Raw genomic sequence first — 12,699 nt, 5'->3', positions numbered from 1 at the left:
CGACCCGGTGGACGACGGGTATAAATTAAGAGGTCATGATGAGCACAGAAATCAAAACTCAGGGCGGAGTACTTGGGGCAGGCCCGGCAGGTTACTCCGCAGCATTCCGCGCCGCGGATTTAGGTCTGGAAACCGTCATCGTAGAACGTTACAGCACCCTCGGCGGTGTTTGTCTGAACGTCGGCTGTATCCCTTCTAAAGCGCTGCTGCACGTAGCGAAAGTTATCGAAGAAGCCAAAGCGCTGGCTGAACACGGTATCGTCTTCGGCGAGCCGAAAACCGATATCGACAAAATTCGTACCTGGAAAGAGAAAGTTATCACTCAGCTGACCGGCGGTCTGGCGGGTATGGCCAAAGGCCGTAAAGTGAAAGTGGTAAACGGTCTGGGTAAATTCACCGGTGCGAACACCCTGGAAGTGGAAGGCGAAAACGGTAAAACCGTGATCAACTTCGACAACGCGATCATCGCGGCAGGCTCTCGCCCAATCGAACTGCCATTCATTCCGCATGAAGATCCACGCGTGTGGGATTCCACCGATGCCCTGGAGCTGAAAACCGTTCCTAAGCGTCTGCTGGTTATGGGCGGCGGTATCATCGGTCTGGAAATGGGTACCGTGTACCATGCGCTGGGTTCAGAGATCGACGTGGTTGAAATGTTCGACCAGGTTATCCCGGCAGCCGACAAAGACATCGTAAAAGTCTTCACCAAACGTATCAGCAAGAAATTCAACCTGATGCTGGAAACCAAAGTGACTGCCGTTGAAGCGAAAGAAGACGGTATTTACGTTTCCATGGAAGGCAAAAAAGCCCCTGCAGAAGCGCAGCGTTACGACGCCGTGCTGGTGGCGATCGGCCGCGTGCCGAACGGTAAAAACCTCAATGCTGGCGCAGCTGGCGTGGAAGTGGACGATCGTGGCTTTATCCGCGTTGATAAGCAGCTGCGCACCAACGTGCCGCACATCTTTGCTATCGGCGACATCGTCGGTCAGCCAATGCTGGCGCACAAAGGTGTTCACGAAGGTCACGTTGCCGCTGAAGTTATCGCTGGCATGAAACACTACTTCGATCCGAAAGTGATCCCATCTATCGCGTACACCGAGCCAGAAGTTGCCTGGGTGGGTCTGACCGAGAAAGAAGCGAAAGAGAAAGGCATCAGCTACGAAACCGCCACCTTCCCGTGGGCTGCTTCTGGCCGTGCTATCGCTTCCGACTGTGCGGATGGCGTGACCAAACTGATCTTCGACAAAGAGACTCACCGCGTGATCGGTGGTGCAATTGTCGGTACCAACGGCGGCGAGCTGCTGGGTGAAATCGGTCTGGCTATCGAAATGGGTTGCGACGCGGAAGACATCGCGCTGACCATCCACGCTCACCCGACTCTGCACGAGTCCGTGGGCCTGGCGGCAGAAGTGTTCGAAGGTAGCATCACCGACCTGCCAAACGCGAAAGCGAAGAAGAAATAAGTTTCTCTGCGCTTGATAAACGCCTCTCCGGAGGCGTTTTTTTTTGCCTGGTACTACCGGATTTAGTAGTCATCCTGTTGATATTTCCGCTAAAAATTTCCCTTCATCTGCCGATACTTTTTTCACCATTGTGTGGCTACTGGCCACGCGGTTTAGGGGTTCTGGACTCTTTTATTACACGAAAAAAGGAAAATACATGTCTGTGAAGAAAGTGGCGGTAATTGGCTTAGTGGCGGCAGCGCTGACGCTGACAGGGTGCGGTGCGGTTACGACGGCGGTGAAGAAACGCAACCTGGAAGTGAAAACCCAGATGAGTGAAACCGTCTGGCTTGAGCCATCCAACGAGAAAACGGTCTACATTCAGGTTAAAAACACCTCCGATAAAGACATGAGCAACCTGCAGACCCTGCTGGCGAACGACCTGATTGCTAAGGGCTATAAAGTGACCAGTTCCCCTGACGGCGCATATTACTGGGTGCAGGCAAACGTCCTGAAAGCCGACAAAATGGACCTGCGTGAAGCTCAGGGCTACCTGAAAACCGGGTATGAAGGTGCGGCTGTGGGCGCTGCACTGGGTGCCGGGATCACCGCTTATAACAGCAACTCTTCCGGCGCAGCGCTGGGCGTGGGTCTGGCGGCGGGTCTGATCGGCATGGCGGCAGACGCCATGGTGGAAGATGTAAACTACACCATGGTGACTGACCTGCAGATCTCTGAGCGCAGCAAAGAAAAAGTCACAACCGATAATATCGCTGCCCTGCGTCAGGGTACCTCTGGCGTGAAACTGCAGACCAGCACCGAGCAGGGCGATCGTGCGAAGTATCAGACCCGCGTGGTGTCTAACGCCAACAAGGTGAACCTGAAGTTCGAAGAGGCGAAGCCGGTTCTGGAAGCGCAGCTGGCGAAATCGGTCGCAAATATTCTGTAGGAAAACAGCCGGGTGGCGATGTCGCCTTACCCGGCCTGCCTGCATTACGGGGCGACGGGTTGCCAGGTCTTATCCAGAGGGTATGCGGTCAGGGCATTTGCTTTCTTCGCGGAATCACTGCCGAGATCGCTCTGGTACACCTTGTCGTCCTGATTGATGGTGAAGCTCATCACCCCCGTCTGACCGTAAGTGACTGGCCAGGCGATCATGGCGAAACCGTTATTATCCGGCAAAATGCGAAAACGATAGCCGTGATAGCCTGCTCCTGGCTCTTTAGGACTGAACGCCGGACCCAGCGGGCTTGGCGCTTCGCCTGGCGAGACGGGCCAGTACAGACCGTCCTTTTTCCCCTCAGAACTGACAATTTTCTGCGCATACTTCTGGTTCAACGCAAAATAGCTCTGCTGAGCATCGACATAGGCATGCAGCGCCTCGATGGCACCGAGTTCGTTCCGCCCAATCTCGCGCGTGAGGATCGCTTCGGCGCCTGCTTTAATGTCAAATTGCCAGCCGGTAGCGGTTTTCATCACCGGGATCGGCAACTGCCAGTCGCTCTCTCCAACAACCAGATGCGCCACATCGCCCTCGATGGCGGTATCATGGCGAACTTTCCAGTCTCTCAGGAAACGATCAACGGCATCCGGGTCGACCCCTTCAGGCGGCAGGAAGTCGCGCCAGTTCTCCCCAAGCAGGTCGCTCATTGCACGTTCATCATGCTTACTGATTGCGCTCACCAGCGCATCGGTTGCCTGGCCTGGCGTGCTGAATGATTGCTGTGCCATCGCGGTGGCCGAAAGCATGAATAACGCCATTCCACAGAGTAGTTTACTTTTCATGTCGGCTCCCTTAACGGTGACGGAATTCACGGTGTTCTGCGCGTCCGGCTGAGGCCTGACGGGGCTGCTGATGGCGGGCAGCGACTTGTCTGCTCTGCTCGCCCCGACGCTGCTGGGCTTGCCAGTTGCCGGACCGGCTGTCGTTGCCGCTCAGCGCATTAGCGCGATGCTGAATATTTCTCTGCTGGGTCGTGCGCTGCTGTGAGGGTTGCGAAACCCGTTTTTCCTGTCGTTGTGTGGCCGCACTGGTTATTCTCAGTTCGCTTCGCGATTTGCGGTTTGCTGTCGTAGCCGCGGTAGTTATTGCGCTGTGAAATCTGCTTCAGCTGTTGGCTGGAAGCCTGACGCGGTGCATCTCGGGTTGTCGGACGCGTTGCCTGAGGGAAGGTTTTTCCTGTCGATTTTTCCATTTGACTCAATGCGGCCTGACGCTGGCTATCCCGATTGACCGGTTTTTGCTGCGTCGAACTGAGCCCTGTCGCCGCTTTCGTGGAATGGAAACGGGTATTGAGCCGGTTGGTCGGGTACGGCACGCCTTCACGATAGGCGGGGTGGTGCTGCCAGGTGCGGTTGGCATCCGTCAGCCGCTGTCCGCTGATTTTATTAAAGTTCTCAACGTTAATGTTGATGTTGTTATCGCCGTTGCGGTTATAGCCGCCATGATTATCCCAGTCATCATCGTGATGGTGGTGGTCCCAGTCATCGTCGTCATCCCAGTCGATATTGCTGAAGATGGCATAGGTTGTGGCCACCCCCAGACTGAAGCCGAGACCCTTGACCAGACTGTCGGTAAATTGCTCCCCGGGTGAGGGCGGTAAATAGGTGGGCGGGTAGGCCGCGTTTGGCCAGGTACCGTAAACCGTATTGGGGTTATAGGTCGGAACGTAAACCACCTGCGGATCGGCAGATTCAATTTTGATCACCGTCGGGCTTGTGGTGGTGTTTGTTGACTCGCTGGTGGTGGTTTTTGCAGGGGCAGGTTTCGTCACGGTCGTGGCCGTTTGCTGTGGCGTTGATTGCAATGCACCGGTTTGTTGCGCCAGCATGCGCAGGCGTTGAACGGAATCCATTACGTCTTTCGGTTGGGCGAGAAAGGCATCGCCCAGATTTTGGACCCAGGGCGGATTTTCACCCATCAGCGACATCAACTGAGGAAACGCCACCAGCGACTTTACGCTCGGATCCCACGGCTGACCAGCAACGGCCTGAATGGCGGCATCGCCATGCATTTTGGGATTATCTTTTGACCACTGTGCCGCCTGGATAACGTTTGACGGGTAGGTCGAGGCCATTAAAATTTGCGACAGCAGGGCATCCGGGTAGAGCGCAACTGGGGCAACCCACTGATCGGTTTGCGCGGCCGTGTACGTGGGTGCGACGACAGGGGCGGGCTGGGCTGCGGCAGGTGCTGCCGGTTGTTGCGTGACAGGAGCAGGGACGACCGACTCCGTTGCCCGACTTTTGACAAACATAACGCCTGAGGCGGCAAACAGCCCGGCACTGCAGAGAAGGACAAGCAGGTGTGGCTTAAAGGGCAACTTCATAAAATGACTCCAACGAGACAAGCGCTGTGCCGTGAGGCGTTCTTGTTGCCGCGAGTATTATTCACCCGTGTATGACAGTTTTGACTTTTCTTGGGAAACCACCGAAGCGTCCGGATAAAGAGTGTGTGCATTTATTACACAATTATATGCGATGCGGGAAAAGGCGCCGGGAATTCAGAAGGCCGCTCTTGCGAGCGGCCAGCAGCTAATTGCCGAGGTTGACGACAAACAGCACCGTGATGTTGGATATGTTCCAGCCACCGTGCAGCGCGGTTAGCAGTAAACCGGTCACAACGATCAGTGCAGTGATTCGCATCTCCATTGCGTGCGTTCCTGTACAGGCTACGCGGGTTCATACTCCACCGGGAAAGGCAGAACCAGGCAAGTTGGGATTGCCGCGTAGGTTACGGAACTGCTTCCGGGCCCGGTGACTGGTTGCTACACCAGCGAAGCAGGCCGAGAAGAAGAGTAATCGACTCAGTCGTCATTCTGAAGGTGAAAAATGAAGTGAAACGAATTTTCATTCGAAACAGGAAGGCGCTACGCAAAATTGACATAATGGCTTGCAAGCCCGCGGGGCGTGATGCAAAATTCATTTGGTTGGGGTTGCCGCAAATCTGCCAACACGGTGTGCTACCACCGCAAGGCAACAAATAAACCGCTACCTGGCGGTTTTTTTGTACCCAAAATTCGTCTCGTCTCCCCGCTACACCATGCTTAACGATTCAGCAAATTTTTTAATGTTGCTTTTTTGTAAACGGATTAACACTGTGCAGAAATCCTGCTATGCTGCCCGACGCGGTATCGGGCATTTACCCTACAAACTGCTGTCTCACAGGAGCGTGAAGAGAACGCCCGCCGCATATGACAATGAGAGCGAGGAGAACCGTCGTGCTAGAAGAATACCGTAAGCACGTAGCAGAACGTGCCGCCGAGGGAATTGTACCCAAACCTTTAGATGCAACCCAAATGGCCGCGCTCGTCGAGCTGCTGAAGAACCCGCCTAAGGGCGAAGAAGAATTCCTGTTAGATCTGTTGATCAACCGCGTACCGCCTGGCGTAGATGAAGCTGCCTACGTAAAAGCCGGATTCCTTGCTGCTATCGCCAAAGGCGAAGCCACCTCCCCACTGGTTACTCCTGAAAAAGCCATTGAACTGCTCGGCACCATGCAGGGTGGTTACAACATTCATCCGCTGATTGACGCGCTGGATAACGACAAGCTGGCACCGATTGCCGCTAAAGCGCTCTCTTCCACGCTGCTGATGTTCGATAACTTCTACGATGTAGAAGAAAAAGCCAAAGCGGGCAACGTCTATGCGAAGCAGGTGATGCAGTCCTGGGCGGATGCCGAATGGTTCCTGAACCGTCCAGCACTGGCTGATAAAATCACCGTTACCGTCTTTAAAGTGACCGGTGAAACCAACACCGATGACCTCTCTCCGGCACCGGACGCGTGGTCTCGCCCGGATATCCCTCTGCACGCCCTGGCGATGCTGAAAAACGCCCGTGAAGGCATTGAGCCGGATCAGCCGGGCAGCGTCGGCCCGATCAAACAGATCGAAGCCCTGCAGGAGAAAGGTTTCCCGCTGGCTTACGTGGGTGACGTTGTGGGTACCGGCTCTTCCCGTAAATCCGCAACCAACTCCGTGCTGTGGTTTATGGGCGACGATATCCCTCACGTGCCTAACAAGCGCGGCGGTGGCCTGTGCCTCGGTGGCAAAATTGCGCCGATCTTCTTCAACACCAGGGAAGATGCGGGCGCGCTGCCGATTGAAGTGGATGTGTCCAACCTGAACATGGGCGACGTGATTGATGTTTACCCGTTCAAGGGCGAAGTGCGTAACCACGAAACCAACGAACTGCTGGCAAGCTTCGAGCTGAAAACCGACGTGCTGATCGACGAAGTGCGTGCAGGTGGCCGTATCCCGCTGATTATCGGTCGTGGCCTGACCACCAAAGCGCGTGAAGCGCTGGGTCTGCCGCACAGTGACGTGTTCCGTCAGGCGAAAGATGTGGCGGAGAGCAGCCGTGGTTACTCTTTGGCACAGAAAATGGTGGGCCGTGCGTGCGGCGTAGCGGGTGTTCGTCCGGGCGCGTACTGCGAGCCTAAGATGACCTCCGTGGGCTCTCAGGACACCACCGGTCCAATGACCCGTGACGAACTGAAAGACCTGGCGTGCCTGGGCTTCTCGTCCGACCTGGTGATGCAGTCCTTCTGCCACACCGCGGCGTATCCGAAGCCGGTCGACGTAACCACGCACCATACGCTGCCAGACTTCATCATGAACCGCGGCGGCGTCTCTCTGCGTCCGGGCGACGGCGTCATCCACTCCTGGCTGAACCGCATGCTGCTGCCGGATACCGTGGGTACTGGCGGTGACTCTCACACCCGTTTCCCAATCGGTATCTCCTTCCCGGCGGGCTCTGGTCTGGTGGCGTTTGCTGCGGCGACCGGCGTGATGCCGCTGGATATGCCGGAATCGGTGCTGGTGCGCTTCAAAGGTAAAATGCAGCCGGGTATCACCCTGCGTGACCTGGTTCACGCGATCCCGCTGTATGCGATTAAACAGGGCCTGCTGACCGTTGAGAAGAAAGGGAAGAAAAACATCTTCTCTGGCCGCATTCTGGAAATTGAAGGTCTGCCGGATCTGAAAGTGGAACAGGCGTTCGAGCTGACCGATGCCTCCGCCGAGCGTTCTGCTGCAGGCTGTACCATCAAGCTGAACCAGGCGCCAATCGAAGAGTACCTGACTTCCAACATCGTGCTGCTGAAGTGGATGATTGCCGAAGGCTACGGCGACCGTCGTACCCTGGAGCGTCGTATTCAGGGCATGGAAAAATGGCTGGCGGATCCGCAGCTGCTGGAAGCCGATGCTGACGCAGAGTACGCGGCGGTGATCGACATCGATCTGGCGGATATTAAAGAGCCGATCCTCTGTGCACCGAACGATCCGGACGATGCGCGTCCGCTCTCTGAAGTTCAGGGCGAGAAAATCGACGAAGTGTTCATCGGTTCCTGCATGACCAACATCGGTCACTTCCGCGCTGCCGGTAAGCTGCTGGATACTCATAAAGGCCAGCTGCCGACCCGTCTGTGGGTGGCACCACCAACCCGTATGGACGCGGCGCAGCTGACCGAAGAGGGCTACTACAGCGTGTTTGGTAAGAGCGGTGCGCGAATTGAAATCCCTGGCTGTTCCCTCTGTATGGGTAACCAGGCGCGCGTGGCTGACGGTGCGACGGTGGTTTCCACCTCTACCCGTAACTTCCCGAACCGTTTAGGTACCGGTGCGAACGTCTTCCTGGCCTCTGCGGAGCTGGCGGCGGTTGCGGCGCTGATTGGCAAACTGCCAACGCCGGAAGAGTACCAGACGTTTGTGGCTCAGGTGGATAAGACAGCGGTGGATACCTATCGCTATCTGAACTTCGACCAGCTCTCTCAGTACACCGAGAAGGCTGACGGGGTTATCTTCCAGACGGCAGTATAAACAGCAAAACCGTCTCCACGAGACGGTTTTTAGTGTTTGCACCCTCTCCCGTGGGAGAGGGATGGGGTGAGGGCATCAGGCCGCAGGGTCTTGCTCTCACCTTTTTATTTTCATTCCTCCCACCTCTCCCGCTTTTTTTCTTCCTCGCTGCTGCGATAATTACCCTAATGGCTTTGCAGAGGAAAACACTATGGATTACGAATTTCTGCGCGACATCACCGGAGTGGTGAAAGTGCGTATGTCGATGGGCCACGAAGCCGTTGGACACTGGTTTAACGAAGAGGTGAAGGAGAATCTCGCACTTCTTGATGAAGTGGAAGAGGCGGCGAAGACGGTAAAAGGCAGTGAGCGTTCCTGGCAGCGCGCCGGGCATGAATACACCCTGTGGATGGATGGCGAAGAGGTGATGGTGCGCGCCAACCAGCTCGAGTTTTCAGGTGACGAGATGGAAGAGGGGATGAGCTACTACGACGAAGAGAGCCTGTCGATGTGCGGCGTAGAGGATTTCCTTCAGGTGGTAAATGCGTACCGCGACTTTATGAAACAGAAATAACAGACCGGAGCATCCCTGCTCCGGCTTACTCTTACACGGCCGGAATATTGCGGCCGTAGTAGATCTCGCGCATCTCTTTCCAGAGCAGGTCAGTAATCGCCTTACGCTCTTCTTCGCTCAAATCTTCCGGTTTGGTATGGAACATGTAGTGCTTAAGGTCAAACTCCTTAAGTAACATCTTGGTATGGAAGATGTTCTCCTGATACACGTTCACGTCCATCATGTCGTACAGCGATTTCATGTCTTCAGACATAAAGTTCTGAATAGAGTTGATCTCATGGTCGATAAAGTGCTTCATACCGTTGATATCACGGGTAAAACCACGCACGCGATAATCAATCGTGACGATGTCCGATGCCAGCTGGTGGATTAAATAGTTCAGTGCGTTTAGCGGCGAGATCACGCCGCAGGTCGACACTTCTATGTCCGCGCGGAAGGTGCATAGCCCGCCTTCAGGGTGGCTTTCCGGGTAGGTGTGTACGCAGATGTGGCTCTTATCGAGATGCGCGACGACCACTTCCGGCAGCGGGCCCGGATGCTCGGTTTTGTCGATAAGCTTCGGGTCTACCGGCTCTTCGCTCACCAGAATGGTGACGCTCGCGCCCTGGGGTTCATAGTCCTGACGCGCGATGTTCAGGATGTTGGCGCCAATGATTGAGCAGGTTTCTGACAGGATCTCCGTCAGGCGGTTAGCGTTGTAGAGTTCATCGATATAGGCGATGTAGCCATCGCGTTCTTCTGCAGTTTTGACGTAGCAGATATCGTAAATACAAAAACTCAGGCTTTTGGTCAGGTTGTTAAAGCCATGCAGTTTCAGCTTTTTCAATTAGCTCACCCCCTTTGAGGACAGTGCGTCTTGCAGATATTGTGGCAAGGCAAACGCCGCGGTATGGACGGCCGGGTTGTAATAGCGACATTTAAGACCCGCCTGGTGGAAGCGCGCCTGAATGATTTCGGTAGAGAGATGACGCAGCACCTCGTTGTCGGTCGCCCACGCAAAGGTCATGATACCGCCGTAATAGGTCGGGATCGCGGCCTGGTAGAAGCTGACGTCGCTAAAGTAGGTGCTCAGCTTGCGGTGGCTGTCGAGGGCTTCATCCTGCTGCAGGAAGCAGACGCCGTTTTGCGCGACGAAGATCCCGCCGGGATTCAGGCAGCGCTTGCAGCCTTCGTAGAACGAGGAGGTAAACAGCGACGCGCCCGGACCGATCGGATCGGTGCAGTCAGAGATAATCACATCAAACGTTTGCGTGGTCTGGTTAACAAAATTGACTCCGTCGTCGATAACCAGATTAAAGCGCGGATCGTCGTAGCTGCCGGCATTATGGTTGGGCAGGTACTGACGGCAGAACGAAACCACACCCGCATCGATTTCCACCATCGTGATGGTTTCGACGGACTGATGGCGGGAAACTTCACGCAGCATCGCGCCGTCGCCGCCGCCAATAATCAGAACGTGCTTTGCGTGGCCGTGGGCCAGCAGCGGAACGTGGGTCATCATCTCATGATAAATAAACTCATCGCGCTCGGTGGTTTGCACCACGCCGTCCAGCGCCATGACGCGGCCAAAGGCGGCGTTCTCGAAGATGATCAGATCCTGATGATCGGTCTTCTCGTGATAAAGCACGTTATCAACGGCAAAGTACTGACCAAACTGATCGTGCAGCGTTTCTTGCCATACCGTTTTCTCGGTCATGGGCTGTCCTCTCCATCGTTTACATCCTGACATTCAGCAGAAGGGGCGCAACACATCACCGCTGTGAAGCGGTTAGCGAGTCAACAAGGGGCGTCGGGAAGGTTACTTCACGTAGGCGAGCAGGCTGAGTGAATCACGAGCCAGCGCTTTGCATTTTTTAGCAGTGGGAATACCGATACCGCTCAAATCGCGGTAGCTGTCTTCACCGAGCGCCTTCATGTCGAAGCTGTCGTAGTTGCTGAGATCCCATTGGTTCTGCTGGGCAAAAAAGACCAGTGCGCGACGAATCTGCCCGTTGGGTAAATTCTGGTAACCACAATCGTTTTTCAGAAACACAAACACCGCCGTGAGATCGGCCATATCTTCTGCTTCGTTTTCACTCAGCGCGTAACTGTTCGCACACATCGCCATCAGGCCACTGAACAAAATTGTTCTGAAAAACGTCTTCATTGCTTCTACCACTGCATCACGGAAAATTAACGTTAGCATACTTGATGCCAGGCCGACGACCTTTATTATTGCCGCTTTACTTGACCTTCCGGTAAGGGGAGGGTTTATGCTCAAAAGATCGCCGGCTGGAAATAAGGAAATGAACATGCAACGTCGTGATTTTTTAAAATATTCCGCTGCGCTGGGGGCTGCCAGCGCATTACCACTCTGGAGTCGCGCCGTTTTCGCGGCTGACAGACCCGCCTTACCCATTCCTGAATTGCTGACTGCTGATGCCCGCAGTCGTATCCAGCTTGTGGTGCAATCGGGCAAAACGACTTTTGGTGCGAATACCGCCACAACCTGGGGCTATAACGGAAATCTCCTCGGCCCGGCGCTCCAGTTACGCAAAGGAAAAACCGTCACCGTTGATATCCATAACACGCTGTCGGAAGAGACCACGCTGCACTGGCACGGGCTGGAAGTGCCGGGTGAAGTAGACGGGGGACCACAGGGCGTTATCAAGGCTGGTGGCAAACGCAGCGTGACCTTTACCCCTGACCAACGTGCGGCGACCTGCTGGTTCCACCCGCATCAGCACGGCAAAACGGGCCATCAGGTGGCGATGGGGCTGGCGGGGCTGGGGCTGATTGAAGACGACGAAAGCCGCCTGCTACGCCTGCCGAAACAGTGGGGCATCGACGACGTTCCGGTGATTGTGCAGGACAAGAAATTCAATGCTGACGGGCAAATTGACTACCAGCTGGACGTGATGAGTGCGGCGGTGGGCTGGTTTGGCGACACGCTGCTGACCAACGGCGCGATCTACCCTCAGCATGCCGCGCCGAAAGGCTGGCTGCGTTTACGTCTGCTTAACGGCTGTAACGCCCGTTCGCTGAACTTCGCCGCCAGCGATAAGCGCCCGCTGTACGTGGTGGCAAGCGACGGTGGACTCCTGCCGGAGCCGGTAAAAGTGAACGAGTTGCCGATGCTGATGGGCGAGCGCTTCGAGGTGCTGGTGGACATCAGCGACGGCAAGGCGTTTGACCTCGTAACCCTGCCAGTCAGCCAGATGGGGATGGCGGTTGCGCCATTTGATAAGCCGCATCCGGTGCTGCGTATTCAGCCTTTACTGGTGACCGCTTCCGGCACGTTGCCGGATACGTTAACCACCCTGCCAGCGCTCCCGTCGCTTGACGGGATTACGCAGCGCAAGCTGCAGCTCTCCATGAACCCGATGCTCGACATGATGGGTATGCAGGCGCTGATGGCGAAATATGGCGATCAGGCGATGGCGGGGATGCACCACGGGCAGATGATGGGCCATATGAATATGGACCACGGCAAAATGGGTGGCATGGGGAACATGAATCACGGCGACCACGGCTTTGATTTCCATAACGCCAATATGATCAACGGCAAAGCATTCGACATGAACACGCCGATGTTTGCTGCGACAAAGGGTCAGTTTGAGCGCTGGGTGATTTCGGGCGAAGGGGACATGATGCTGCATCCGTTCCATATCCACGGTACCCAGTTCCGCATTCTCTCAGAAAACGGCAAAGCGCCGGATGCGCACCGCGCGGGCTGGAAAGATACGGTGAGAGTGGAAGGTGGCGTCAGCGAGGTGCTGGTGAAGTTTGACCACGATGCGCCGAAGGCGTTTGCCTATATGGCGCACTGCCATCTGCTGGAGCATGAGGATACGGGGATGATGCTTGGCTTTACCGTATAAAAAAAGCCGGGTGGCGGCTTCGCCTT

Annotated in this window: 9 protein-coding genes and 1 pseudogene; 5 read left to right on the top strand and 5 right to left on the bottom strand. The window is 55.5% G+C overall.

Annotation, left to right across the window (positions count from 1 at the left end; all coding sequences use genetic code 11):
- Positions 1–38: 38 nt before the first annotated feature.
- Entirely contained in the window at positions 39–1,463 is a 1,425-nt protein-coding gene (gene lpdA / locus ENTMO_RS0102395) for a dihydrolipoyl dehydrogenase (RefSeq protein ID WP_010426929.1), read from the top strand.
- Positions 1,464–1,659: 196 nt separating this feature from the next.
- A complete protein-coding gene (traT, locus tag ENTMO_RS0102390) occupies positions 1,660–2,391 on the top strand; it encodes a complement resistance protein TraT (RefSeq protein WP_010426928.1) in 732 nt (243 codons plus the stop codon).
- Between the two features lie 44 nt (positions 2,392–2,435).
- Here the strand turns inward: traT and ENTMO_RS0102385 are convergent, their stop codons facing one another.
- Together ENTMO_RS0102385 and ENTMO_RS23670 are read right to left on the bottom strand one after the other, a co-directional pair.
- Positions 2,436–3,227: a DUF2950 family protein gene (locus ENTMO_RS0102385; RefSeq protein WP_029484931.1), complete on the bottom strand. Its 792-nt coding sequence runs from the start codon at positions 3,225–3,227 to the stop codon at positions 2,436–2,438.
- Between the two features lie 10 nt (positions 3,228–3,237).
- A pseudogene (locus tag ENTMO_RS23670) lies at positions 3,238–4,771 on the bottom strand (DUF3300 domain-containing protein).
- Between the two features lie 891 nt (positions 4,772–5,662).
- On the opposite strand from ENTMO_RS23670, the gene acnB reads away from it, so the two are divergent.
- Complete coding sequence (acnB, locus tag ENTMO_RS0102370) at positions 5,663–8,260, top strand: bifunctional aconitate hydratase 2/2-methylisocitrate dehydratase (RefSeq protein ID WP_010426922.1); 2,598 nt, start codon at positions 5,663–5,665, stop codon at positions 8,258–8,260.
- A gap of 190 nt (positions 8,261–8,450) precedes the next feature.
- The gene (gene yacL, locus ENTMO_RS0102365; protein ID WP_010426919.1) at positions 8,451–8,813 is read left to right on the top strand and encodes a protein YacL; all 363 of its coding nucleotides are present in this window, start codon (positions 8,451–8,453) and stop codon (positions 8,811–8,813) included.
- A 31-nt stretch (positions 8,814–8,844) separates the two neighbouring features.
- Here yacL and speD read toward each other — a convergent pair whose 3' ends face one another.
- From speD to ENTMO_RS0102350, 3 genes are all read right to left on the bottom strand, one after another.
- Entirely contained in the window at positions 8,845–9,639 is a 795-nt protein-coding gene (gene speD, locus ENTMO_RS0102360; RefSeq protein WP_010426916.1) for an adenosylmethionine decarboxylase, read from the bottom strand.
- Entirely contained in the window at positions 9,640–10,509 is an 870-nt protein-coding gene (speE, locus tag ENTMO_RS0102355) for a polyamine aminopropyltransferase (RefSeq protein ID WP_010426914.1), read from the bottom strand.
- A 102-nt stretch (positions 10,510–10,611) separates the two neighbouring features.
- The gene (locus ENTMO_RS0102350) at positions 10,612–10,959 is read right to left on the bottom strand and encodes a YacC family pilotin-like protein (RefSeq protein WP_010426912.1); all 348 of its coding nucleotides are present in this window, start codon (positions 10,957–10,959) and stop codon (positions 10,612–10,614) included.
- A 145-nt stretch (positions 10,960–11,104) separates the two neighbouring features.
- Here ENTMO_RS0102350 and cueO point away from each other — a divergent pair, with 145 nt between their 5' ends.
- Entirely contained in the window at positions 11,105–12,673 is a 1,569-nt protein-coding gene (gene cueO, locus ENTMO_RS0102345) for a multicopper oxidase CueO (RefSeq protein ID WP_010426910.1), read from the top strand.
- The last annotated feature ends 26 nt before the right edge of the window (positions 12,674–12,699 follow it).

It is taken from the genome of Enterobacter mori LMG 25706 (genome assembly GCF_000211415.1).
GTDB classification, from domain to species: domain Bacteria; phylum Pseudomonadota; class Gammaproteobacteria; order Enterobacterales; family Enterobacteriaceae; genus Enterobacter; species Enterobacter mori.
This window is presented reverse-complemented; position numbering and strand designations above follow the sequence as displayed.